At 50.1% G+C, this 26,334-nt stretch carries 17 protein-coding genes; 5 read left to right on the top strand and 12 right to left on the bottom strand.

Annotated features, from left to right (window positions below):
- Position 1 precedes the first annotated feature (1 nt).
- From ACXAGC_RS00645 to ACXAGC_RS00630, 4 genes are all read right to left on the bottom strand, one after another.
- On the bottom strand, positions 2-1,339 hold the full coding sequence (locus tag ACXAGC_RS00645) for an oligogalacturonate lyase family protein (RefSeq protein WP_474841512.1): 1,338 nt from the start codon (positions 1,337-1,339) through the stop codon (positions 2-4).
- Positions 1,332-2,879 carry an MFS transporter gene (locus tag ACXAGC_RS00640; RefSeq protein ID WP_474841510.1) on the bottom strand — a complete coding sequence of 516 codons (1,548 nt, stop codon included), beginning with the start codon at positions 2,877-2,879 and terminating at the stop codon, positions 1,332-1,334. The genes ACXAGC_RS00645 and ACXAGC_RS00640 overlap by 8 nt, the downstream gene beginning before the upstream one ends.
- A 26-nt stretch (positions 2,880-2,905) precedes the next feature.
- Positions 2,906-4,012 carry a beta-galactosidase BglB gene (bglB, locus tag ACXAGC_RS00635; RefSeq protein WP_303572053.1) on the bottom strand — a complete coding sequence of 369 codons (1,107 nt, stop codon included), beginning with the start codon at positions 4,010-4,012 and terminating at the stop codon, positions 2,906-2,908.
- Between the two features lie 268 nt (positions 4,013-4,280).
- Entirely contained in the window at positions 4,281-6,986 is a 2,706-nt protein-coding gene (locus tag ACXAGC_RS00630; RefSeq protein ID WP_474841507.1) for an exo-rhamnogalacturonan lyase family protein, read from the bottom strand.
- Positions 6,987-7,157: 171 nt separating this feature from the next.
- Between ACXAGC_RS00630 and ACXAGC_RS00625 the strand changes: the two genes are divergently transcribed.
- Entirely contained in the window at positions 7,158-7,952 is a 795-nt protein-coding gene (locus ACXAGC_RS00625; protein WP_474841505.1) for a DUF1961 family protein, read from the top strand.
- 432 nt (positions 7,953-8,384) lie between these two features.
- Entirely contained in the window at positions 8,385-9,371 is a 987-nt protein-coding gene (locus ACXAGC_RS00620) for a glycoside hydrolase family 28 protein (RefSeq protein WP_474841503.1), read from the top strand.
- Positions 9,372-9,411: 40 nt separating this feature from the next.
- On the opposite strand, the gene ACXAGC_RS00615 is transcribed toward ACXAGC_RS00620, so the two are convergent.
- The 7 genes from ACXAGC_RS00615 to ACXAGC_RS00585 form a co-directional block, all read right to left on the bottom strand.
- Positions 9,412-10,467, bottom strand: coding sequence for an aromatic ring-hydroxylating oxygenase subunit alpha (locus ACXAGC_RS00615; RefSeq protein WP_474841501.1), 1,056 nt, complete (start codon positions 10,465-10,467; stop codon positions 9,412-9,414).
- 160 nt (positions 10,468-10,627) lie between these two features.
- The gene (gene rhaM / locus ACXAGC_RS00610) at positions 10,628-10,942 is read right to left on the bottom strand and encodes an L-rhamnose mutarotase (RefSeq protein WP_474841499.1); all 315 of its coding nucleotides are present in this window, start codon (positions 10,940-10,942) and stop codon (positions 10,628-10,630) included.
- A 76-nt stretch (positions 10,943-11,018) separates the two neighbouring features.
- Positions 11,019-14,045, bottom strand: coding sequence for a TonB-dependent receptor (locus ACXAGC_RS00605; protein ID WP_474841497.1), 3,027 nt, complete (start codon positions 14,043-14,045; stop codon positions 11,019-11,021).
- Positions 14,046-14,576: 531 nt separating this feature from the next.
- Positions 14,577-15,419: a sugar phosphate isomerase/epimerase family protein gene (locus tag ACXAGC_RS00600; RefSeq protein ID WP_474841495.1), complete on the bottom strand. Its 843-nt coding sequence runs from the start codon at positions 15,417-15,419 to the stop codon at positions 14,577-14,579.
- A gap of 2 nt (positions 15,420-15,421) precedes the next feature.
- Positions 15,422-16,981: a rhamnogalacturonan acetylesterase gene (locus ACXAGC_RS00595; RefSeq protein WP_474841493.1), complete on the bottom strand. Its 1,560-nt coding sequence runs from the start codon at positions 16,979-16,981 to the stop codon at positions 15,422-15,424.
- A gap of 1 nt (position 16,982) precedes the next feature.
- A complete protein-coding gene (locus tag ACXAGC_RS00590; RefSeq protein WP_474841491.1) occupies positions 16,983-18,986 on the bottom strand; it encodes a GDSL-type esterase/lipase family protein in 2,004 nt (667 codons plus the stop codon).
- A 103-nt stretch (positions 18,987-19,089) separates the two neighbouring features.
- Positions 19,090-20,124 (bottom strand): family 43 glycosylhydrolase, encoded by a 1,035-nt coding sequence (locus ACXAGC_RS00585; RefSeq protein ID WP_474841489.1) that lies wholly within the window; start codon positions 20,122-20,124, stop codon positions 19,090-19,092.
- A 200-nt stretch (positions 20,125-20,324) separates the two neighbouring features.
- On the opposite strand from ACXAGC_RS00585, the gene parC reads away from it, so the two are divergent.
- The 3 genes from parC (at position 20,325) to ACXAGC_RS00570 (ending at position 25,429) form a co-directional block, all read left to right on the top strand.
- A complete protein-coding gene (parC, locus tag ACXAGC_RS00580; protein WP_474841487.1) occupies positions 20,325-22,628 on the top strand; it encodes a DNA topoisomerase IV subunit A in 2,304 nt (767 codons plus the stop codon).
- 109 nt (positions 22,629-22,737) lie between these two features.
- A complete protein-coding gene (locus ACXAGC_RS00575) occupies positions 22,738-23,277 on the top strand; it encodes a heme NO-binding domain-containing protein (RefSeq protein WP_474841485.1) in 540 nt (179 codons plus the stop codon).
- Positions 23,249-25,429, top strand: a complete 2,181-nt coding sequence (locus tag ACXAGC_RS00570) for a putative bifunctional diguanylate cyclase/phosphodiesterase (protein ID WP_474841483.1) — start codon at positions 23,249-23,251, stop codon at positions 25,427-25,429. Before ACXAGC_RS00575 ends, ACXAGC_RS00570 begins: the two co-directional genes overlap by 29 nt.
- A 97-nt stretch (positions 25,430-25,526) precedes the next feature.
- Here ACXAGC_RS00570 and ACXAGC_RS00565 read toward each other — a convergent pair whose 3' ends face one another.
- Complete coding sequence (locus ACXAGC_RS00565) at positions 25,527-26,333, bottom strand: 2-oxoadipate dioxygenase/decarboxylase family protein (protein ID WP_474841481.1); 807 nt, start codon at positions 26,331-26,333, stop codon at positions 25,527-25,529.
- Position 26,334 lies beyond the last annotated feature (1 nt).

Raw genomic sequence — 26,334 nt, 5'->3', positions numbered from 1 at the left:
CTTAAGGTTGTTGTGCTTTGGCCACTTCTACGGCGTAAACGTGCACCGGGCCATGCATATTGGAACGGAAGACCACCCACTTGTTATCAGGGGTAAAGGTAACGTTAGGTTCAAGGCGGTAGTCGTGGTCAGCCATATTGACCAGACGCTCTGCCTGCAAGGTTGCCGGTTTAATCAATGACGCTGCATCAGGGGCACTGATCCCAGCCACATCGTTTATTGGTTCATCCCTGAACAGATAAATCCATTTACCGTCTTTGGCTCTGGCAACCATTTCTTCATCGCCGCCGTCACCGGCAAACAGCTTGCCGTCGGGGGAAATGTTGAAATGCACTGACCAGTAGTCCCGGGGCATGTGCCGCCAGGTACGCTCTCCTGAGGAAAGATCGACACTGGCTAACCAGAACACTTCCCCGCGGGGCGTTTGTAAGTCGTAGAAAATACGGCTGCCGCTGTGGTCAAAGAACTCATGACCGGCAATTTCCATGTTCATGCTGCGGGTGTGCATTTTTTGAATATGGCTGCCATCCACATTCATCGTCCAGATGCGATCCACTTTATGCCAGGGGCCTTCATGGCAGAACATGATTTTGTCCGGGTCAGCGGGGGAGAACTGAATGTGATTCAGCCAGTCAGTCGCTTTGTGAATAGTTCGTTGTTCGCCGGTTTGGGTATCCACCACAAACATTTCCATGGGAATACGTGCTTCCAGCCGCTCGTTAATGCGCACTTCTTTGGCTTCTGCAAAGGTCAGCGGTTTCCCATCTTTACCGGTCGCTTCATAGCGCGCTTCGAAACGGGCGTGGCGGGGACCGGATTCAATGCTGTATTCGCGCTCTGCAAATGCACCAATGAGCAGGTTTTCATCCTTATTGATGGAATGAATTTTTCCCCGTGGTACGGTGGCAACATGCCGTACCCGGCCATTGTCTATATTGATAGCCAGAACTTCTGTGGGCTGTTGCAGCTCATTTTTGGCAACGACTTCACCACTTCCTGCGCCTTCTATACGGGTCACATATACATCACGGCTGGCAGGGCCCATGAACAATATGCCCGCGTCAGGGTCTTCAAACAGCCGCTTAACAGACCCGTCTTTTAGGTTAACAACGGCGACCCCTCTGGGGTTATCCACCGAAATAACCATGCTGTTGCCATCTGCGCTGTAGGCATTTTGATGAAAGTACAGCGAGCGGGAACCGGGTTCTTCTGACAGGCGTATTACCCGGTGGCCGGTGTCTTTATCAATCCATGATTTAGGAATGTCTTCAGCATTGACTGCCGGAGACAAAGCCCCGGCCATCAGGGCAACCACTGCGGTGAGCAATGTTCTACACATTAGCATTTTCATGACGACTCCCCGCTGACGAACCGTTGTCCTGTGCAATACCAACCGTGTTATTACCCCACAAGTCGCGGTAAGCGAAGCCTGATAAGTCTTCGACAATGGCTTTGTTTTCTTCGCTTGTTGGTGTGGTTGCTCCGCGCTTTAAGTGCTCAATTTCGTTCATCAGCACTTCGTGGGTTTCTTTGGATAACTTAAATTTAGTCGAGACCCAAAAGCCGAAAATAAGTACTACTACCGGGCCAATGGCGAGCATCAGGACGATGGTGGAAATGGCCTGGTTGCTTTGGGTTTCTGCACCGGAAATAAAGCCGCCGGCTTCCAGAATAATACCCACAGACATCACTGCAACGGCCTGGGTTGCTTTACGGATAAAGGTCATCACGCCGGCAAAACTGCCTTCACGGCGTCGGGCGGTCACAATCTGGTCCACATCAGCCATGTAATTGTATGTGTTCCAGGGAATGTAGTTCAGTGCTCCCCGGCCTAATCCGGCAACAATGACGCCCAGCATCAGCCACATGAAGTTAAAGTTGTCGGTGGTGATGTACATGGCAACCAGAGACACAATGGCAATGATGTAAAGCAAAATGGCAACACGGTAACTGGGGGCCGGACCAAATTTCATCACCATGGGGATTGCGACTGCGACGGCAAAGAGCTGTGCAACATAGGTTACGGCCATCATTTCTGATGCAATGACCACAGAGCCGCCTATAGCGAACACCACGAAATACGTGAACACGGCATTAAATACGTCCTGACTGATGTAACCACCCAGATACATACCCAGGTGCAGCCTGAAGGCACGGATTTTCATAGTGGAGGTAAGGTTGGTGTACAGCGCTTTAAGCGTGCCGGAAACCGTCCAGCCTTTGCCTTTGGTCAGCTCCTGCTCTCCGACTTCTTTGACGTCACGTTCCCAGGTGAAAAGCCATACGGTGAACACAACCACCATAAACAGCACGGAGAAAATGACACCCATGATTAAGAAGGTGGAGGCTGACTCTTTGCCGCCAACTGCACTGACTATCCAGCTTGGCAGAATGCCGGCCAGGATGGCTGACACCTGACCCGTCAGGATGCGGGCACCGGCCAGTTTAGCCTTTTTCTTATAGTCATCTGTCATTTCTGCAGCAAGGGTTTCATAAGGAATGATGACCGCCGCGTAGACCAGCTCGAAGAAGACATACGTCACGAGGTAGTACAGATAATGCTGACCACTTACCCACATCAATGCAAAGCTGGGTAACAGAGGAATGGAGAAGATAAGAAATACCCGGCGTCGCCCAAAACGACGCCCCAGTTTAGTATTGCCTAATCCATCAGAAATATGACCAATAAGCGGGCTCGCCACTGCATCGAGTATACGGGCGATGGCGAAAATACTGGCGGCCTGAACGGCTGACAAGCCGCAGAATGTGGTATAGAAAAATAATATCCAGCCACTTATCACGGCCATGGAGCCGGCCCCGAGAATATCATTGAGGCCGTATGCTACGTAGTTTACCGGTTTGAGCTCGCGTCGTGCCATGGTGCGCTCCTCCTTGATTAAATCAATCAGATGTATGCGTTCATGTACTCAACGAGTGCCAGAATCGCCATGGACTGGCCGTAAGGCATCGACGTCAGCGGAATATCCTTGTAGCCCTGTAAGGTGTCAAACACCGGCGTACCAAAGGAGACCTGCTGTAACTCGCCGGTTTCATCGATGTTTTCAAGCACAGCTTTAATGGCTTTTTCTGCACAAGGACGGTATTCATCGCTAATGTAGCCTTTGCGTACCGCTTTTAAGATGCCGTATGCGAAACCGGCTGCGGCAGATGCTTCAAGGTAAGAAGTGGGATCATCCAGCAGTGTGTGCCACAAACCGCTTTCATGCTGCGTTTCAACCAGCGCTTTGACCTGAGCCTCAAGGGTTTCAATCAAAAACAATCGCAGTGCGTCGGTTTCAGGGAGATCCAACAGCTCTATAAACTCAGGAATGGCAATGGTGACCCAGCAATTACCACGGGCCCACAGTGCGTCAGCGAAGTTGTGACGGCCGTCGAATGTCCAGCCGTGGAACCATAGTCCGGTTTTACGATCAGCCAGGTATTTGGTGTGTACCATAAACTGGCGCTTAGCTTCTTCAACATAGTGAGGTCGGTCGAGTAACAAGCCGATTTTTGCCAGCGGCATAACACTCATCATCAGCGTGTCATCCCACATTTGCTGGTAGTTTACCGAGTTGAAAACAATATGCTGAATACCATTTTCCTCAGTGCGTGGAATACCATCCATGATCCACTCTGCCCACACATCCAGATACGGCAGGTAGCTGCGGTTGCCCGTGCGTTCCTGCATGTATGCCAGTGTCAGGAACGGCGACATGGTGTTGACGTTTTTCGTGGGAGTGCCTTCTGCAAAGCGGTTAGCAAACCAGTCTTCTATAATTTCACGGGCCTTATCGTCGCCGGTGATATCCCAATATTTAAGCAAGCCATATAAACCAATGCCGTGGGTCCATTCCCAGTCATTCCAGCCTTTGGTGTCTATCACTCTGCCGTCTTCCAGCTTTAGCAAGAATTCTCCGGTTTCATCGGTGATGTTCACCAGATTATCGATGAGTTTGTCTATGTTCTGCCGGACGGTGGAATACGCGATGTCGTTAACTAATGCAGGCATGATAAGTCCTTCTTTAAAACCAAACGGGTAACGGCGTTACCGAAATAATCAATTTCAATCACGTTACCTCGATTTACATTGGCTTAACATCGAAATGTTAAAATATGTGACATTAATTTCACATTTGAAACAGAGGGTTCAGCGAAGTGAAATCAAAAAAGGAAGGACGTTGAAAAAAGGGCGGCAAAACTGCCGCCCGAAGGGTAGGTTTGACTGACACAAACCTTTTCCACACACTGTTGCGCTTTACCGGTGAAAGCGCGTCATTCTATGAAAGTGCTGACTTCACCAGCGCCAGATTCTGAATAGCGGCCAGGCCCCACTGGGCGGCATCATTTGTCGATACCCAGGCGGCTTCATCAACGGGGTTTAGCACATCAGGACCCGTTACCCGGGTTGTGCCAATGGATTTCTCTCCTCCCCATTCCTGCCTGAATTCTTTCCAGGCGCGTCTGGCCAGTTCAGGATCATTTTCCTGCGCAGCCACATAGGCGGTTAACCGCGAGTGGGCCACGGTAAGACTGTTGCCGCGCATCACTTTCCCCAGCGCAGCTTCCTGCTCTTCATCCGGCGCGCTGTAAAGCCGGCCGTATTTAAGCCAGGCTTCCCGGTAAGCCGGAATATCGATGAGCTGATTTAGTTCTGTGGACATTTCGATGAGGCCGAACACTGAACTTAAATGAGACAGGGTTGGGTCAGCTTCAGGGTAGGGTACTAACGCCTGTTTCTCAGGATCATACCCAAATGCTCCGGCGAAAAAGCCCTGAGGGTGATTGCCGATGACTGTCATGGCATCCGCAAGACGTGCTCTGTACTTATCATCGCCGGTACGCTCCCATGCAGTCAGCCAGTTTGCGGCGGCAGAGCCCCAGTCTGTGCCGGCTCCCATTTTCGCCAGGCCGGGGATCGGGTTTGTCCTTTCTACCTTGCGGGTGGGGTTGAGCACGGCCAGCGCTTTATCTGCATCCGTCACTTCGCTGAGCACATCACCTGTGCGGTCATCGCCGGTAATGAAATAATGAAAACGGCGATAAGACGCGGTGCTGATCCGCATTTGCTTGGCACTGCATCCCCAGTGCTGCACATTGTGACGGGTGCCTAATCCTTTAAAGCGGCCTGCGTGATAAATGTCCACATCACGGTTATGGCGGGTCATTCTTTCAGCCAGATGGAAGGTGGTGGGATCGCCGGTGCGGAGGAAGGAGTACCAGAGCCACAGGTCCGGCGAGAGCTCTGAGTTATCCCAGGCATATCCGCCTATGTCATAGCGCCACACGTGCCGGTCGCTGTCGTAGGTATGCATAATGTCGCCATAGTTCCAGAATCCGTACCAGTGACGTTGCTCAACTTGCCCGGCATAATATTCCACTTGCCAGGCCAGGCGATCTTCAATTTTCTTCATGGCAGGGGTTGATGAGTCCGGTAGGCTCCAGGAGCCGCCGAATACGTTGGCTGCCAGGTAGTCCTGCGGTGCGGCAATCAGTCTGGCCGGTTCGCGAATTGCCGCTGCCATATCAATAGTTTGCTGGCGGGATGGCGTACTGCCGGTTACGGCCAGAGTAAACTCTGTGGTGCGCGCAATACCATGAGCATCGCCGAATCCGGGCTCATAGTCTTCGTAAATAATATTCAGGGCATCGAGTTGTTTGTCGTAGGTATCCTGACCCATGCCGTCATGGTAAAAACGTAAATCCATCGCGGGGGCTTCAGGAGAGTAGAACCAGATAGTGGCAGAGGATTCATCCTGACCGGTGTCCCGCAAATCAATTTGCACCGGGTGTAATTGCCAGAAATCCCGCATGCCAAACAGGATCCCGCCGGACACGCCTCCCAGGTAGCCGACGCCGCTGGCACGATGCCCCTGATCTGAACCAATCCAGCCATGCCCGGCTTTGGTACGTTTGCGGATTTCGAAACCGTTTGCCGTTGTCTGGGTAAGGGTGACATCGTTCCACACGGGAATGTAATGCAAACGGCTGGTTACCCGTTCATCCCACTCTGACTCAGGTGGCAGAGCTATACCTTCAATTTGCGCTTTCCGGACCGCTTCACCCGGGTCACGGCGCAGCCCGGTGATGCCTCTTGCCGCCTCGCCCCACAAACCGTTGTCTGCGCCCACTAAGCGAACGTGGCGGTTGTAAAGCTCGTCTCTTTGCACCACGTTAAACCTGAGACCTAAACCACTGATAAAGTCGGATTCTGCATCTCCGTCGAAGATAAATGAATGGGTGAGTTGTACGGTTTCACCGCCTGCATAAGCATACATGCGTAACGTGAAAGGTAGCCAGTCACGTTGTGATGCAGTGCGGTTTATGCCGGTTACTTTAATTACCGCCCGCACCGGACCGTTTTGTTCCACAACGACCTGTTGAATTTGAGATTCAAAATGCTCATTGGTGGCGTCGTTATCAGGCGACGCTTTTCGCATTCCCACCAGTTTGGCGTCTTTCCCCGTTACTTTGCCATCGCGGGAGAGCGTGCTGATTAACGACGAACCTTTTTTGGGAACAGAAAACTGTATGACACCGGTGTTTACATTGATGTGCTGATTCGATTCATCAACGGATACCGCCTTAGCAGGCGTGGCGGGTTTACTTTTCACTATTTTACACGCATCACCGCATCGGGCGTCTGCCGGAATAGCATGCGCAGTCCACTTAACCGAGCCATCGGGCCAGTAAGCGGTGGGCCAGGACTGCAGCGGGAGCTGCGTGCCTGATTCATGAACCAGCGACAACGGCGTTTCAGCTTGTAATTCGCCGCGGGGCCAGGGATAGCCAAACGTGGTGCCCGGTTGATAAGCGGGTTGTTCTCCCTCCAGCCAGCTCAGTGCTCCGGGCAGTCGCGTTACCGGCTTTATTGCCTGTTGCCCTGCTGCCTGTCCCGCTACCGTTGAAGCACAACCTGTTGCTGACAATGCAAAAGGTACGGACGCCGCCATACTGCTGTTAACGATGAATTGCCGTCTGTCCATGAGATTCCTTTTATACCAAATCTGAAACTAAAAATATTAACCGCTTGTTAATCTTTGTTTAACTTCTATCATACGAGAACGAAAATAACACTATTTGACCGGTTGTGATTGCCAGTGAATCGTCAAAGAGTTTCACATTTGAAAAATAGTGTTATGGCACACGGAGGGAGTATGGTTTCAGTCAGAACGTATTTTGCTGCAGGCGCTTTATTTTTTCTGGCCTGTGGCTGTAGTGGTAATGCATCACCGGGGATGACTGCCAGTGCACAGGTGGTGGAAGAAAAATGGACAAAAGGCGACATTATTTATCAAAATCCGTTATCCCGGGAGGTGGATATGGCGGGCTGGCGTATGGAAGGCCCGGGCCGGGCAGCCTTTCAGAATGGTTGGATGCAAATGTGGTCGCCCGACGAAGCAGGTCACCATGTGTTCTGGATGCCTGAGACGCTGCCTGACAGTTTCATTGCAGAGTGGGATGCGCAGGCGCTGAAGACAGATGCGGGACTGGTTATCGTGTTTTTTGCCGCAAAAGGCGTACGAGGTGAAGACATTTTTGATGCAAGCCTTGCTCCGAGGGATGGCACATTCACCCAATATACCAACGGGGATATTCGCAGTTACCATATTTCTTATTACGCGAACGCTGCGCACAATCCGGCAAGGGGGCACGCTAATCTGCGCAAAAACAACACATTCTCGTTACTGCAACAAGGTGAGCCCGGCATAGCGGCAACAGAGACCCGCATCAATCATATTCGCTTAGTGAAACATAAGAATCATATTCAACTTTCGATCAACGGGCGCACCGTTATCGATTACACCGACGATGTGCCGGTGGTAGACGGCATCGACACCGGCCCGCCGTTACAGGACGGGAAACTCGGCTTCCGGCAAATGCAGTGGACAAAGTTTCAGTACCGCGATTTGAAAATTTGGGCGCTGAAAGGAGCTGGCCATGGGAAATAACGATAAACAACGTCTTTCCCGGCGGGATTTCCTGCTCGCATCATCGTCCGCAGCCTTGCTGGCTGCATGTCAGCAATCTTCAGTTATCACCTCATCTCAGGCCGGTATGAATACGCAGTCGTTTAAGACCAATACACCTTTTGCTATGCCGGATATCATTGTTCCCGACTTTGCTCATACGCCGGAGTTTGATATCCGCGCCTTTGGTGCCATCGCGGGTGATAAGCACGCCAACAACCGGGCGATCGCAAGTGCAATTGATGCCGCTCATCAGGCTGGTGGCGGGCGGGTGATTATTCCTCAGGGTGAGTGGGTGTGCGGTAAAATCCATTTAAAAAGCTTTGTGAATTTGCACGTCCGGAAAGGTGCTCAGCTTACTTTTTCAGGGGATCCGAAAGATTACTTACCCGCTGTAAAAACATCCTGGAAGGCATGGAGTGTTATAACTACTCGCCGCTTATTTACGCTTACGGATGCGAGTACATTGCGCTCAGCGGTGAAGGCAAGCTTTTTGCCAACCTGGATACCTGGAAAATCTGGTATAAGCGTCCGCCTGAACATATGCAGGCGCTGGCGAACCTTTATCATATGGCAGCGAAAGGCGAGCCGGTTGAAGTCCGTAAAATGGATTATGAAGATGCCAACCTGCGTCCTCACTTCGTGCATTTCAATCGTTGTAAACACGTACTGATAGAAGATATTGATATCGAAAACAGCCCGTTCTGGGTACTGCATCCTTACATGAGTGAGCATGTTGTCATCCGCGGCGTTTCGGTAAAAGCGTACGGACACAATAATGATGGCGTTGACCCTGAAATGACACAAAACCTGCTGATTGAACATTGTGAGTTTGACCAGGGGGATGATGCAATAGCCATTAAGGCTGGCAGAAATCAGGACGCCTGGCGCTTAAACATGCCGTGCAAAAACGTGGTTATCCGGCATTGCCGGATAAAGCGGGCTCATCAGCTAATCGCCATAGGCAGTGAATTATCCGGTGGCATTGAAAATGTGTTTGTCGATGATTGCCATTTTGAAGGCGGCGCAGCATTTACGTATGAAGGCACGGGCAATCTGGTTCTGATAAAAACCAACGAGCGCAGAGGCGGTTATGTACGAAATGTAGTGGTGCAGAATATCACCGCACCTGCCATCAACGGCGGCGCACTGACCATTGCCACAGATATACTGTATCAGTGGAAAGATCTTGTACCCACTTACGAGCGCAAACTGACGACTATCTCCGGCATTCATTTGCAGAACGTCCGGGTGGGCAAAGCCGGGTATCTGTGTAAGATAGAAGGCCAGGCAGAATTGCCGGTCAGCAACGTCACACTCAGCAATGTGGTTGCAGAAAACACCCGCGAAGAGGCGGTTCAGAACGTTAATGTTGGTGGTTTTGAGTGGTATAACGCATAAATTATCAGCAATGGTGGCAGGATAACTACTGCCACCTTGTCTACTCAGCCTGTGTCAAAAACTCATAAAAACCGGCAACACCGGCTTCAAGAAAACTGTCTACCGGGCCGAATTCTTCTTCGCCTGAAAGGTAAAGCGCTTCACGGCCTTTTTCCAGCAGTGTGCAGGCCACTTCATCTTCTTCAGCGGTTTCCATGTAGGCGTTTTTCTCTGCCGTGAAGTATTCCGGCGATTTTGCGTGGAATGCTTTCGGATAATAAAACTCTACGTGGTTAGTACAGTGTCGCGGACCGTCCGGATATACAGTGCTGACAACCAGTACTTCGGGATACCACTCAATCATGATGTTGGGATAGATAAAGCACCAGATCGCACCGTACCGGGGGAGGTTGCCGGCGAAGCGCTCAGCCAGTGCATCCTGGAAATGGCGGTAGTGAGGTGTTGTCGCTTTCAGTAAATCCTGACCCAGTCCCACTTTCTGTACTGAGAAATCATTGCCAAATTCCCATTCCAGGTCATCGGCTTTCACATACTGTTTTAAACCCGGGTGCATAGAGAATACGTGGTAATTTTCCAGGTAAATCTCAATGAATGTCTTCCAGTTAAAGTTATAGCGGGCCGTTTCCAGATCAGCGAAAAAATAATCATCGAAGTTAATGTAGCTGCTAAGACCCAGTGCTTTTAAGTCCATGTCCGGCGCGCGGTCGCGGAAGAGTAAGCCGTGCCAGTTCACCAGTGACTCTTTTTTCAGTGCACCGGTTTGCTTTTCGCCAAATTGCGGTGTGCCACGCAGCGTGCCCAGGTTGTCATAGCCCCAGCAATGCAACTTACAGATTATATTTCGTGTGCGCCCTGCGCCTTCAAGCAGTTTTGCCTGTCTGTGCAGACAAACATTCGACACGATGTCGTAACCATCACCCTGATTAAAAAGCACGTAGCGATCATGCAGGTGAGGCAGGGTAAAGTAGCTGAACTTTTCGGGTACCATAAGAGTGTGGCCTGCATAACGCAGCCCTTTTTCGAAGGCAAACTTAACCTCAGCATCGCATGATGCAGCGTCGAAATAGCTCTTCACCGGCGGATATTGAAATGCCATTGAGTTCTCCGGCAATGACAAAAAAGTAAGCTGCAAGACTGGCTGGCAGAGTAGGATCCGGCTTACCCGAATTTGGCGCATTTTTACTCTGTAAATGAGTCCGCGTAAAGAATAATTTTTAAATAAAATGGTGCGGCTAACCGAAATCTCAAGTGTTGCTCTACCTGAGATAAAAAACCGGCTTCAGTGGCACGCTGACGGGGCTGTTATCGGGATTGTGGTCCATAATGTCGCCCATATACGCCCACCATTTTTGCATTATTGCCTGCTCTGGCAGGGTATCCATTTTGTGATTTTCCGGGCGCTTAAGTGTGGCGAACAGTTGCAGCGTTTGCGGATGCAGGAAAATGGAATAGTCTTCTATTCCGGCTTCTTTCAATAGCGTCACCAACTCCGGCCATATTTCATCATGGCGTTTTTCATATTCCGCTTCAAAACCGGGGCGTAATTGCATAACAAATGCGATGGTTTCCAAAGGTTGCTCCTGGTAAGTAAACAAAGAAAGGCTTCCTGTCAGGAAGCCTTATGTAACAAAGTTAACTATGTCGGTATCAGAACTGGTAAGTCACACCTACAGCGTACTCACGTCCGGACCACTGCAGATCTGATAAACGGTGCGGGCCTGCAGTATAAGTTTTCACTTCACCGGTTAAGTTACGACCGTCAGCGTATACGCGCAGGTTTTCTGTGACGTTGTATACAATTTTTGCGTCCAGATACCCCGAATCATCAACGAAGACGGGGTTCCCGGAACGGTCTGCCGGCGATGCCAGGTATTCGTCGCGATAGTTGTATGCAAGGCGAACACTCCACATATCCGTTTCATAGAACGCAGTCAGGTTATAGCTGTTTTCAGATTGTGACGGGAAGGGCAGTTCCTCACCGTTTAACTGGTTGAACAAACCAACATCATCAGCAGACATGCGGGTGTAGTTCACACTACCGCCGAAGCCGTCGAAGGGCGCCGGCAACCAGGTGAATACAGTGGAAGCCTGAAGCTCGATACCCTTGGTGGTTACACCTGAGCCATTGATTTTCTGGCGCACATCAAACAGACGGCCGTCGCCGAAGAAGTCCACATCAAAACGGGTTTCTGCATCAATGATCCAACTGGTGATATCTTTGATGAAGTAAGCACCGGAGATGACTGAGTTCTCATCGGGATACCAGTTCAGTGAAATATCAAACTGATTCGCACGATACGGATTCAGAGCGGGGTTACCGGCAGTACAGTAATCGTGAATATCATCTTCGACAGAGCGTCGTGTTTTATAAATGGTACAGTCAGCGTTCACGTTCAGGTCGGTGGTTTTTGGCCGTGACATAACTTTTGCTGCACCCATGTAAAGCACCAGCTCATTAGGAATGATACCGAGGTTCACGTTAATGCTTGGCAGCGTGTCGCTGTATTCACCGTCAACAGTTTTACGGCCCTCGAAATCCTCCGGATGATCCGGATCTTCCACACCTGCTAAGTCTTCGCCGGTGATTGGGTCAGTGAGAACATCACCATTCTCATCAACCTGGTCAACAATAATCCGTTCCCAAACATTACCGTTTGCAGCCGTTTTCGTTTTAACGTACCGCACACCGGCATTACCCCAAAGACGCATTTCACCCACGTAAGTCTCGAAGTTACCCTGCAGATAGATGGCCTGGGTTTCTACCGATACGTCGTAGTTGCCTGAACGCACATCGAGATCTTCACGGGTTGTGTTGTCGTCCGAAATGGCCTGAATTGCATCGATGAAAGGCTGGGTATCAACGGCCTGATAAGAGCCTACGGTACTTACCGGTAAATCATAGCCGTCAAACAACTCATCTGACTGGAAAGTATTGCCGCTGATCAGCGCAATCTGGTCATCAACGGTCCACTCAACACCATTATATACCTGACCCACATCACGAATGATGTTGTACTGATAATCGGCGTTGATCTGTTCCTGTTTCGTGTACTGCACACCGGAGCGCACCATAGTGATGAAATCTGAATCCGGCACATAAGTGAAATCCAGTTTTGCCATGGTTTCGTCTGATTCATCGGTATGCGGTGCATATTTATAGCGTGAGCGTGAGCGGTAGCTGCCCGGGTCGTTTACATCAAAACGGTCGGAGGTATCGGTAGGGTCATCGGCATTATAAAAATAGCCGTCGTTGAAATCCCATTCCGGCATGCCTTCATCATTCAGTGTAACAGCAATGCCAGCAAGACCTTCGGCAGTAATATGGGTATCCCGGGAATCAATGTCCTGCTTAGAGTCTGATTTGGAGAGCAAGCCTTCTACGCTCCACACATCGGCATCATATTCGAAACCTGCTTCGAAGATAGACGTTGTCTGATCCCAGGCGAAATTCAGCGTACGGTTGGTCACACCGGCGGCAATGGTCTCAAAATAGGTCACATTGTGCTGGTCATCAACCACTACAGATGCCGGATCGACACGGGCGGCGGAACCTGATTCCAAGTGCAGGTTCAGGTCAGTTGCGGTCTTATCACGGTCGTTATAGGTGTAACCCACATGTGTCTGGAAACGATCATTGAAACGGTACTGTACCATCAGGTTGGCGCTGATCCGGTCTTCCTCACGACCCCAGATACCGTAGCGGGGGATACGGGGTGAGAAGTCATACCATTGTTGCTCACACAGGTCCTGATCACTGGATGTGGCGCAGTCTGCTTTGTCAGTAATATCTGCAAAATCCTGATTCACGAACGTCTTTTCTGCGGTGTTGTCGTAATCATCGAACAGCATCCACTCGGTATTCCGGATAGCATGGATCATGGTGTTCTTTTTCTCACTGGTTACGTTCGCCAGTACACCAAAATCTTCATTAAATTTGTATACACCAACAAAGTTAAAGCGGTTATTGGGCTCGCCGGTAAGGTCGTTGTACTGGCCTTCGGCGTTCACAGACAGGAAGTTCTCAGTAAACTCGTTAGGTTTACGGGTGTTAACCTGCACGGTACCACCGATACCCCCTTCAGTTAGCCGGGCTTCTGAACCTTTAATTACATCCAGTGAGCGGATGAGTTCTGACGCCATGGCGCGGAAGTCGACACCACGGTCGCCGCCAAAGCCCTGGGCTGATACATTGTTAACTTCTACACGGAGCAAGCCGGGCTCAACACCCCGGATACTGATTGACGCACCTTCTCCAAAATCACGGTCAAGTTGAACGCCGGGAATACGTTGCAGGGCTTCACCCACGTTTTTGTCGGGGAACTGGCCGACATCTTCAGCTACAAGGGAGTCCATAATGGTGCCTGCCATCTTCTTACGGTCGATAGCGCCACGCTGACTGAAACGGATACCTTTGACTTCAATAACTTCTGTTTCGTCATCCGCATTTTCTGCTTCTGCAGTTTCAGCGTTATTGGCATTAGCAGTAGCGGACACCTTAATGGCGTCTTCCTGCTGCGTAGCGGTATTCTGCTGTGCAAATGCCGGCACTGCTGCCAGTGAAAGGGACGCACAGGATCCTGCAATCAGTAGGTTTGAAATAAGTGTGGCAAGTGGCTTGCGGGCAAGGGTAGGGTTTTGCCCGGTGTTTCTTCTGTTGTCCTTGAAGTTTTTCATTTTAACCTCGATTTGCTGTTATCGGCCAAGTTCGATGTAAGTCTTCCGTACATGTTTTTAATATTTTGTTTACATCGAAAATGATGGTAATCCCGGCCCAAAAAGCCGTCAACACAGCCCAATCATTTCCAATCAAGCGTTTTCATCCACAATCAGCCGTCAAGGGATAAATAAGCTTTTAACTATAAAGTTCCATAATTGAAATGGGAGCGGTTGGCGTGTGTTTAAGGTTATGATTAATAATGCTTTTTTAGGTGATCAAATAAGCGAGTTTGATGTCATTTACCGGTGTGTCAGGTCAGTCATCGTGCTTTTCGGGGGCAAAATTACCGGTCAATAGTGGCCAAAACTATTTTCGGAAAAGTACAAAAAATTTAATATATGAAACTAACAGGTTTTTAAATCTGTTTTGACGGCTGGTTTACAATTGTTTCGCGGGAATTGCCGGTGTAAAAATAACAGGATAAATTGCGTGTTTGCCCGGAGGGTTGGGTACAGAGGATTGAGCAAACACGCTTGAAAAGGGTTGAACTACAATTGATTATCCAGAAAGGAAAGTACCTTGTCGATGTTGCCGGCAGATGTATTTTCTAGAATGATCTGAATATCCGGTTTAAATCTGGCCAGCCAGGCAAAAAGATAGCGGTGATTCATCTCACCTGTGCCGGAAGGTAAATCCCCGAATTTTTTGTGGTCTTTAGTGATGAAGTCTTTACAGTGCACTGCGACGATTTGCTGTCCAAGCTTTGCAAACATCTCATCCATGGCAGCCTCCTGAGAGACAGGCATGTTTACCGGAAAGAAGTTTACCGGATCATAGATCACTTTGACGTTTGGGGAATCCACCGCCTCCAGCAACTGACACAAACGTTGCGGTGTATTAATAATGTGGTGATGCGCCACACCTTCAATACCGACGATTACCCCGAACTTCTCTGCGGTCAGGGCAAGCCTTCTCACTGAAGTAACCAGTTCATCAAACGCTTTCTCTGAATGATTATCGGGATGCCAGAGGCAATCTGCATTAATACTGCCGGTTTCCGTTCCCACGATTTTGCAACCGAAGTCGCTGGCAAACTGCAAATGCTCTTCAAACCATTGCAGCGATGCTTCACGGATTTGCTTATCCGGATGCACGGGGTTGATGTAGCAACCCAGCACAGCAATATCGATATTGTGTGCAGCGAAGGCGTTTTTCACTTTGCTGGCAAAGCCCGGCGTAATACGCCCTGCATCCGGTCCCATAAAAGGAAAGGACTTGGGCAAAGCCAGTTGCACGCAGGACACATCATACTGGCCAATGCGGTTGCTAACTTCCTCGATACTGCCCTGACCAAAATCATGGGCGCGTACGCCGATATTCAATGCACTCATGTTTACAGACCCAGCATAGGTTTTAAGCGCTCAGCGACTATTGCTGCAGTGACTTCTGCGCCTACTTTGCTGGTGTGGGTATGGGCATCACCAAAATAGCTGTCGATTAACTCATGGGGTTTACCGTCGTAAGCGCTTGCAACCAATTCGTGTAAATCGATGAAAGCCGTGTTGCCAGTGCGGGCCACCGCCTCTGCCCATTGGGGATAACTGTCACGGGCGCGGGCAGTACGAAAGCCGTTGTCTTCCCATTTTTTACGGGGAACCGGAGAGCAAATTACCGGGATGACGCCCTGCGCTTTGGCCTCTCCAATCATCTTACGTAAATACCAGCCATAGGTGTGAACAACTTCAGGTTCGCCGGTAAGCATGTTCTCAATACGCTTTTGCTCCATGCCTGTGCCCTTAATGGTACCGCGGGCTCTGGAGTCATCGTTAAGCGCGCCGGCATCATTATGGCCAAATTGTAACAGCACAATATCGCCGGGCTTCATCATATTCAGTGCCCGTTGCCAGTGTCCGCCGGTGACGAAAGTCCGGCTGCTCAGGCCTCCTACGGCGCGGTTAACAAAGTTCACATTGGCATCAGGCAACGCGGCGGCAATGAAATCACCCCAACCCCACTGACCGCCGGCACCATCGCCACGACCATTTCTGACAGTAGAATCGCCCACCATAAACACACTGCGAAGTGCCTGATTTTGCACCACGGGTAAATTAACGAAGGTCCAGTTGTTCGCAGTAACCGCATTACCGGTTTCTGAATACAGTTCTGGTGAAAGAGACGGGCGCATACCTTTTATGGCAGCGACAACGACTTCAGCGTGAAGCTTTGCCCCCTGCGTATGAAAGTGAGTATGATCCTTTGGATAAAGCGCAGCGGTGTCTTCCTTGCCCAGTGCTTCTAACTGATCAGCCGCAGCGTTGGTCACATCAATAAATGGTGTATGCAGTTCCATGGCCAGACTGTGCATCCAGCCACCATATTCACCGGAGCCCCGTTCGATACGATCGCCATGCCAGATATTTCTGGCCGTCAGCGACAGTAAAACAGGGGTGGCTTTTTTCTGTCGGACATCTGCCACCATCTGGCGAATGTAGTGACCGAAAGAAAATACCCGCTCGTCTTTGCCGGTCAGTAAATTGTGTATGTCGCGGTATTCTTCAGTCAGAGACTTCAATGTCCCTCTGGCTCTGGAGTCGTCATTGACGGGGCTGGCATCATTGTGACCGAACTGGATAAGCACGATATCCCCCGGCTTCACATCGTTAAGTAATTTGTCCCACCAGCCTTCAGCAATAAAGGTTCGCGTGCTGCGGCCTCCTTTGGCACGGTTATCAACGGTGACCTGTTTGTCGTCTAAGTATTGTTGAAAAACCGCTCCCCAGCCCTGGTGATCAGCATTGTTATACGTGGCTGCAGTGGAATCGCCGGCGATAAAAATGGTGGCTGGTGTCAGATGCTTTTCATCATCTGCCAGTGCGGTAAAGGAAAACACCACGCAAACACTGGTAACGAAGAACGCGAAAACGGGGCGTAAGAAGCGTGATAGATAAGGCATATTATTTCTCTGCTTTGTCATGTTGCGATACACGGAGGTAACTGGCCAGGTCTGATTGCTGACGGCTGATTTCATCCACTATAAATTGTGCGAATATCCCTGCGCCGTGCTCGTTTGAATGGGTCTGATCGTCATCCACAAAATAGGTTTGTGCTTCAGCCTGTCCCAACCGGGTGGCCCAGTCATGGGAAAGCGACATTAAATCAATGTAGGGTACATTCGCGGAGGCGGTGATTTCAGGCAGTACGTCCCGCACAACAAGATCGCCGTATATGTGCTGCTGCGTGAGCGGAATATTGTGATTGCGGATCATCGGAGAAATTACAACCGGATGTGCTCCCTTACCCTGAATGGTTTCAAGTAATCCGGTCATCCGTGACACGTAAACGGACTTTGGGGTTTTCTTATCGTTGTGCCCGAGTTGGATTAATACCCAGTCATCAGGCTGGATTTGTCCCGCCATTTTCTGCCAGAGCACGCCATCAGGCACAGAGAATGCTTCGGTGCCTTCTCCGCTGTCTGCATAGTTAATGACAGTCATTGACGGCGCAAACCAGGCTGGCAGCAACTGCCCCCAACCGGTATAGCGATCTTCGCTGGCCTTTGACCATTGCGGTGTTTGATCGCACACCGTTGAATCACCGATGATAAACAAAGAGCGGCTGTTCCTGACAGGTGTCACTTCAATACTGCTGATGGTATCAAGGGGCTGCATAAAGGTAAGGTTCAGTCCATCCGTTGACGGCTCGCTGACATCCTGAATGGGCTGGCCTTCCGGGTCGCGCACATTAACCGCGAAGTAAGCAGTGGGAGACCCGGGGTTAGCAGACATATCGCTGGCGACCGCCGGAGTGAACATTTTTCTGCGGCTCTCTGCGTAGATATCTGATGACAGTGTGCCGGAAACTGCGACCTGGTAATTGCCCGTGCCGCCCCCCAGTTTGCAGGTTAACGGTACACCACTGCACACTGATTTCAGTGAATCTGCTGACCAGTGCGTTGTGTCATCACCCCGGGCGTTAAGCAGTGTCTGAAGTTCTTCTTCGGTAATGGGAATAGCACTACCATGACGGGTGCCGGCAGGCAAATTAAGCTGAGGCGTTCTGTCTTCAAAGTGAATGAAGTCTCTGGTGAACATAGCACCAAACCGGTGTGTCATATAGGCATCGTAATACACCAGGAAACCGTCTTTTACCTTAAGCGTCGTCGGGCCTTCTACCCATAAACTATCCGGAGAAAAAGACGATTCAGTGAACCTCCATGGCCCGTTGATATTGTCACTGAATGCCGTATGTAAGCGTTTGGCGGCAGGATAACGGGTCTCGTCTTTTACCAGCATCACGTATCCTGAATCCAGCGCCGTAATGTTGGCATCAATGACATTGAAGTCCGGCTGATAGAAAAGCGTGGTGGGGGTAAATCCGGCGAAATCTTTCGTACGGGTTGCATAGATGCGGTGATCCCAGCCCTTATCTGCCTGAGCCTCAGTTTTAGGATATTTTCCGGCCAGAGTAGATGCCCAGAAGATGACAAACTCCTGCTCTGTTTCGTCATAATAAATTTCCGGCGCCCAGGCATTTTTAGCGGCAGGATAGGACGACATCACTGGGACAAACTGCTGGTCGCTCCAGGTGACCAAATCATCACTGTGAGCTATACCAATACCTTTGTCTTCCCAGCCGGTGGTCCACACCATGTGAAAAGATTCCGGTCCTCTTATTAACGTGGGATCCCGCATCAGCTTCGTGCCGACGTCTGGTGTCAAAACGGCATAATCGTTATTCAACGCAGTCCAATTCAGACCGTCTCTGCTGTATGCCAGATGCAAGCCGTCTTCACCATTACCTCTGAACGACGCAAACAGGTAAGCGGTATAGTCAGGTTCGGATTGGGGAGGAGGGGATTTGGCACAGCTTGCCAGGAAAAAAGCTGTGAAGGTAATGATGCTTGCAAAAAGAGCGGTGTGGCCGGCAAGCCTCGCGGCAAATGGATTGGTTAGTTTCACTGTGATTCATCCTGAAAAGTACAGTCAAATTCAATCACAAGGATTCACAATGCGTAAACAGGTATGTAAAAATAATTTCACATTTGAACCGGCGGGTTCAAAATTATTTTGCCGGTAAGGATATAAGCGCAGGCGCATTCCTGTCAGTAGTCAGCCAGTTACCTTCAAACTGCAACTCAGTGACCTGAATGACACTGCGTCTGGACTCTGCATTGTCTTTCCCTGCATTCTCTCCCACTCTGCCGCCATGGGTGAAATAGAAAAGCCAGGCGCGGTCATTTTCAACCACTACGTCGGGATGGCCGCCGTTAATACCGTCGTCTTTTCCTGTTCCGGGGTCCGCCAGTAAATAGCCGGTTTGTTGTTCCCAGCGGGTTAAATCATTCGAGCGGTAAACCGCCAGCCCTCGCCATGCGTCAACAATCAGCCACCAGTAACCTTGCCACTTAAAAGCAACCGGACCTTCCCCGCGACTGGCCAGTTGAGCTTTGCCTTTGTCCTGCCAGTGATACAAATCGTCGCTGTCAGCATAGTACACAGACTTCCCGTCAGGCTCATTGTTGTAAAACATGCGCCAGCCACCATCCGGCAGGGCGATGACATCGGCATCAATGACTTTCTCATTGGCCAGCTTCAATGTTGACTCATAATGCCATGACAGCATGTCAGTACTGGTGAAATGCGCGATGGTGCGGGGATGAGCCCAGTCTGTAAATACGCCGGGCACAATGGTGAGATACATGTGCCAGGTTTCTTCATGAAAAAACACATCCGGTGCCCAGTAGGTAATACTGTTATCACCGGAGTGGGGATAGTTGATAACAGCATTGCGCTTATAGCGCCATGTCACACCACCATCCGTTGATTCTGCGATACTGATGGGCGTTCCATGAACCCATTCAACACCTTCGGGATCTGGCATATTGGCACGCCGGTTTGTGTAGAACATGAACCAGCTGGAAGTTTGAGGATTCCACATCACTGTAGGATCAGCGGCGCCGTCATAAACGGGGTCACGGTAAAGTGGTTTCGGGGCTGCCTTACCTTGCACAGACTGTGTTTCAGATACGCTTCTGTCACCGGCACAAGCTGTCATCAAAGAAACAGCAAGGCATAGAATAATTGCTTCAGGCTTCATCCCTGTCCACGTTAATAAGTCGTCACTGAGTGAAGCGAGTGTAGAGCGGGCGGTGTTCCGCAGGCAAGGCTGAACAGGCGGCTTCAACGTTTTGTTCCAATAATGAAATTACCGCCCGGTTTGTCAGCTTATTGCGTATCGGCGGGGATTGGCTCACAATGGCTAAAAAGTAGTGAACCACATCATAACGAAAATAACGCATGAGCGACGAAATCATTATCAACCGGGATGGGGTTGAGCAACTTCCTCTACGCCGGTTTACCGAAGATGCCTATTTAAATTACTCCATGTACGTAATCATGGACCGGGCATTACCTCATATCGCAGATGGCTTAAAGCCCGTTCAACGCCGCATTATATATGCGATGTCTGATCTTGGTTTAAGTTCAACGGCAAAATACAAGAAGTCGGCCAGAACCGTGGGTGACGTATTAGGTAAATTCCACCCTCACGGTGATTCTGCCTGTTACGAAGCCATGGTACTGATGGCTCAGCCGTTTTCATACCGCTATCCGCTGGTAGACGGACAAGGAAACTGGGGAGCACCGGATGATCCCAAATCCTTTGCTGCCATGCGTTATACAGAAGCCCGTTTATCCCGTTTCAGTGAAGTGCTGCTGAACGAGCTGGGACAGGGCACCGTAGACTGGATGCCTAACTTTGACGGTACGCTGAAAGAACCTAAAGTTTTACCTGCACGTTTGCCGCATATTTTGCTAAACGGCGTGACAGGGATTGCGGTAGGGATGGCCACAGACATTCCTCCTCACAACGTGCGTGAAGTCGCCAATGCCTGTGCCATGCTGCTGGATGACAGCAAAGCCGAATTAAATGACGTACTGGAGCATGTTCAGGGACCGGATTTCCCAACCGATGCAGAAATCATTACCCCGCGGGCAGACATCCGGAAAATTTACGAAACCGGACGCGGTTCAATAAAAATGCGTGCTGTGTACACTGAAGAAAGTGGCGACATTGTTATTACGGCGCTGCCTCACCAGGCCTCCGGCGGCAAAGTGTTAGAGCAAATTGCTGCTCAGATGCAGGCGAAAAAGCTGCCTATGGTAAGTGATTTACGTGACGAATCTGACCACGAAAATCCAACCCGCCTCGTTATCACGCCGCGTTCTAACCGTGTGGACAGTGAACAGCTCATGCAGCATTTGTTCGCGACTACAGATTTAGAGAAAAGTTACCGCGTAAACCTGAATATGATTGGTCTTGACGGCCGTCCTCAAGTGAAAGATTTGCGCACTATTCTTGCGGAATGGCTGGTTTACCGTAAAGACACTGTAACCCGCCGTCTTCAGTACCGCCTGGATAAAGTGCTGGCGCGTTTGCATATTTTAGAAGGTTTAATGATTGCCTTCTTAAATATCGATGAAGTGATTGAGATCATCCGTACCTTTGATGAGCCGAAAGCAGAGCTCATGCGCCGGTTCTCACTGTCTGATAAGCAGGCAGAAGCCATTCTGGAACTGAAATTACGTCACCTCGCCAAGTTAGAAGAGATGAAAATTAAAGGTGAGCAGGATGAGCTGGAAGAGGAGCGCAAGAAACTGGAAACCTTACTGGGCTCTGATCGCCGCTTAAAGACGCTGATTAAGAAAGAAATTCTGGCTGATGCTGAGAAGTACGGTGATGATCGCCGTTCGCCGCTGGTAGAGCGTGGCGAAGCCAAAGCCCTGTCTGAAAAAGAGCTTATCCCGTCCGAAGCGGTAACAGTAGTTCTGTCGGAAAAAGGCTGGGCACGATGCGCCAAAGGTCATGACGTAGACGCAGAAGGGCTAAGCTACAAAGCCGGTGACGGATTTCTGGCGAGCGCGAAAGGCCGGAGCAATCAGCCTGCGGTGTTTTTAGATACTTCGGGCCGCGCATTCTCCTGTGACGCCCATGGTCTGCCTTCTGCCCGCAGTCAGGGGGAACCGCTGACCGGGCGCTTCAGTGTAGTGGGAGGAGAACAGTTTACTGATGTACTCATGGGTGATGATGAGCAGCGATATCTCATTGCATCTGATGCCGGTTACGGATTCGTCGGCAAATTTGCGGATATGATCAGCAAAAATAAAGCCGGTAAAGCGTTCTTAAGTTTACCCTCCGCAGCCAAAGTGATTACGCCGCAACGGGTAAATGATATTGAATCCGACTGGTGCTTAGCCATTTCTAATGAAGGGCGTATGTTGCTGTTCCCATTACGGGATTTACCCAGCCTTGCGAAAGGAAAAGGCAATAAAATCATTAATATCCCATCAGCGAAAGCACAAACCCGTGAAGAGTTTGTGTGCTGTTTAGCCGTTGTACCTGACGGCGCATCGGTGAAAGTGGTTGCTGGCAAGCGCAGCATGACACTGTCACCGGCTGACCTTGAGCATTACCAGGGTGAGCGGGGACGCCGGGGCAACAAACTTCCCCGTGGTCTGCAGCGGGTAGACGACCTCATTGTTGAACTCCCCAAAGCTGCTGCGCCTGAAACAGACAGCGAAGGCAACGACGACGACGCCTAAGTCTCTGACTGCAATCAGCTTACCTTCTGCGGTTTAGACCAATTATTGAGTTGTGGCCCGGTATTACCGGGCTACACTTAATAAGATTGGATAAAACAGGAATGTCCGTATGCTGGGGATTGTGTTCACAACGCTGGTTGAAATGCTGGAAGAAAAGGTCTCACCGGAATTTGCTGATGAGGTGATTATCGCGGCGAACCTTGAAAATGATGGTGCCTACACATCAGTAGGTTACTACCCCTTCTCTGAAATGCAGAAACTGGTTGGTGTGCTGGTGGAAAAGACCGGCAAGCCTGCAGAGGAACTGCTGCACGACTTTGGCTACTATTTGTTTGGTCGTCTTGCTTCCGCCCATGGCCAGGTGATGGCAGGGCGCAGCGGCATTCTGGATGCCCTCAGTGTGCTGGACAACGATATTCACGTTCAGGTGCGCAAACTCTATCCTGATGCTGATTTACCGACTTTCAAAGTGTTGTCCAAAACGGATAACACCATGCTGTTAGAATATTACTCAACCCGCGAACTGCATTCTCTGGCTGAAGGTCTGATGGACGCAGCTGCCGATCACTTCGGGCAAACAATTCAACGTACAACAGTCAGATCAGACAAGCCCCATACCTATGAATTCAATATCACCGTTGAAAGCTGATGCGGACATGGACAAAAACAGCAAGGCGATTGCAGCGCTGGAGCGCCGTTTAGCCAGGGAAAAGCGTGCCCGTGAACAGGCGGAAGCCCTGTTGACTGAACGTAGCGTAGCTTTGTATGACGCTCTGCAGCAGAGTCAGGCAACGGAAACCCGGTTGCGTCTTGCCATGTGGGCTGCCCAGGAGTCTTACTGGGAATGGCGTGCCAGTGACGACAGAATTACCATCCGTTCATTTTCACTCCATTCCGCTAAAGAGTCTCTGCGGGAAAGTAGTCCGATTGATTTGCTGCGAAACATACACGAAGAAGACATTTCCAATCTGGAGTTTCAGTGGTCCATCGTACTGCATGGCGGCGAAGACCGGCTTGAGGTGTCCTTCCGTTACCGGTTCCGCGAAATGTTTCTCTGGATGCGTTTACGGGGCAGAGTGCTGGAGCGGGACGAATTTGGTTCTGCAGTGCGGATTGTGGGCACCACCCGCGACATCACTTACGAACGTGAAGCAGAGCAGACCTTTCATCTGATGGCATCCGCCTTCGCAAGCTCCCGCGAAGCAATGCTGGTGTTGTCAGACGACTATTCCATCACTGAGTGTAACGAGGCATTCGTTTCTCTTATCAAAGTGCAGGATAAAAACATGACCCTCGGCTGGTCGTTAAAGGATTTGATTGTTGATGCAGACAAACATTTGTCAAAGCACGGACACCAGCAAATACGGTTTGAAACGGTGCTGGTAACACTTGATGAGCGGGAATTGCCGGTAGATATATCGCTGGCACGGTTTGAAAGCCAGTATCAGAAAAAGCCTTATCTGATTGCCACTGTCCGTGACATTTCAGAGCGTAAATTTAATGAAACCCGCTTACGTCAGATGGCCATGCATGATGATCTGACCGGTTTGAGCAACCGTAACGGGCTGAATGAAGCTTTGGAAAACGCACTGGAATCCGGTCAGAATTTTAAGCTCTTGTTTATCGACCTGGACGGGTTTAAACAAATCAATGACGGTGCCGGCCATGAAATCGGTGACCGCTGTTTACAGGAAGTGGCCCGCGTACTTTCCCGCATACATTACAACAGTAAAACAGTCACCCGCTGGGGGGGCGATGAGTTTGTGGTGGTATTGCCGGATTGTGATGAAGATCGTGCCAGCGCCATCGGTGAATCTGTCATTAAGGGGATAGAAAACCTCAAAATTGAGGCGCAGAGTACCGAGTTACATCTTTCCGCGAGTATCGGCATTGCCTGTCATCCGTTTGATGGCGGCAGCGTTGAACGCTTAATTCAGAATGCCGACGCAGCCATGTATCAGGCGAAGATTGGCGGTAAAGGGCGGGTGAGTGTTTACCAGCAGGGCTTGTGGGAGAGTATGAAGGCGCAGGTCAGCATGCTGTCTGATTTACGTAAGACCATCGAGCAGGATAGCCTGGATTTCTACATTCAGGGTAAATACGATGTACAGGGCGTGCTGAAGTCCGGCGAAGTATTGTGCCGGTGGCAGTCTGCTATGCACGGTAACGTCTCTCCGGGCATTTTCATTCCGCTGGCTGAGGCGAATCAGCTGGATTTGCAAATCGGCTTGCAGGCTTTGTCCCGCGCATGTGACTACCTCATCGTTATGGCACAGCAGCATCAGGTTGTGCCTCTCGCCGTTAACATCAGTGCAAACCAGTTATTAGATCCTCACTTTCCCGCTCAGGCGAAAGCCATTTGTGCGGAAAAAAAAGTGTCGGAGTCATTAATTGAAATAGAACTGACCGAGTCTATTTTTATGCAGGATGAGCAGCGGGCAATTAGTGCACTTCAGGCGTTAAGGGATGCCGGTTTCGACTTGGCGCTGGATGATTTCGGCAGCGGATTCTCTGCGTTAAGTTACCTCAGAATGTTTGAATTCAGTACGGTAAAGCTGGATCGCAGCCTGTTAAAAGACATCCATCATGACGCGAAAGCACTGGCGTTGTTTCAGGGCATTATTGTTATGTTGCAACGGTTAGAAATTCATACTGTAGTGGAAGGGGTGGAGTTGACTGAATACCTGCCGTTACTTCGTGAAGCCCGGGTGGATTTATTGCAGGGCTTTTATTTTGATAAGCCATCCCGGTTCAGTGAATTCCTTGCAAGATTACCGGAACAGAGTACGGTAACAGGCTGACCATTGCAAAAATAGCTGGCGTAAATAAAAAAGGCTGCTTCACCTGTGGTGAAGGAGCCTTTTGCCAATGAAAGTACGGCAGATTTCTGCTGTGTAATTACTTAGCGTTTGTGCTTTCGAAAATTTTGTCAGCCGATGCAGCAACAAAGCCCTGGTACAGTTTGCCGTCAGGCAGTTCGTAGCGCTGTGCGAACTCGTAGAAGCAGGAAGGGATCTGAACCGTTTCTTCGTTCATTTCAACACCGGCTTTGTCGGCCATAGTCGATGACTGGGCTAGAAATACGTTTTCGCCACCTTTGATTTCGCCACCTGAGGTGTTAAGAACAAAACCTGCTTCCTTAAGCAGCGTGTTCACGTCAACCAGAGACTGTGTCTGACTGAGGTGGTTAACACTCACGGTGAAGTGGTTAGCCTGAAAGCCCCATGCCGCCATCCAGGCTGCATATTCAGATTCATTCAGCAGCGTATCGTAGTCTTCTCTAGACAGTGACCACTGAGGCCCTGAATAAAGAAACGTTTCGCTGGTGGTGATGCTTTCATCCATTTGCTCTACCAGCTTATGGATGATCGCCTGAGAGGCTTCTGACAGCTCTTCTACACGGAGTTCACTGATGAACACTTTAGGTTTAGTCAGGTCGGCGTGTTCGAAATGCTTTGCGGTCAGCTTTTTGGCTTCAAAGTCGTAATCGCCTTTCGCCTCGTAGCCCAGCGCCAGAAAATGCGCAGCGAGCTTATCCAGCCGGCATTTGTCGAGATTGAAAGTACGGAACGCCACATGATCGTTCACGATACTGTCACTGTTTTCCTCACCCACCAGCAGCGCATGAATTTTATGGGCTGAAGGTGTGATAGCCACATATTTGTCCCACAGGCGGTCAAATAAGGTATCTACATTTGTATGCATG

The sequence above is a fragment of the Alteromonas sp. AWJ4_197 genome, assembly GCF_056160285.1.
Note: the sequence above shows the minus strand (reverse complement) of the source record. Positions and strands in the feature narration are given on the sequence as shown.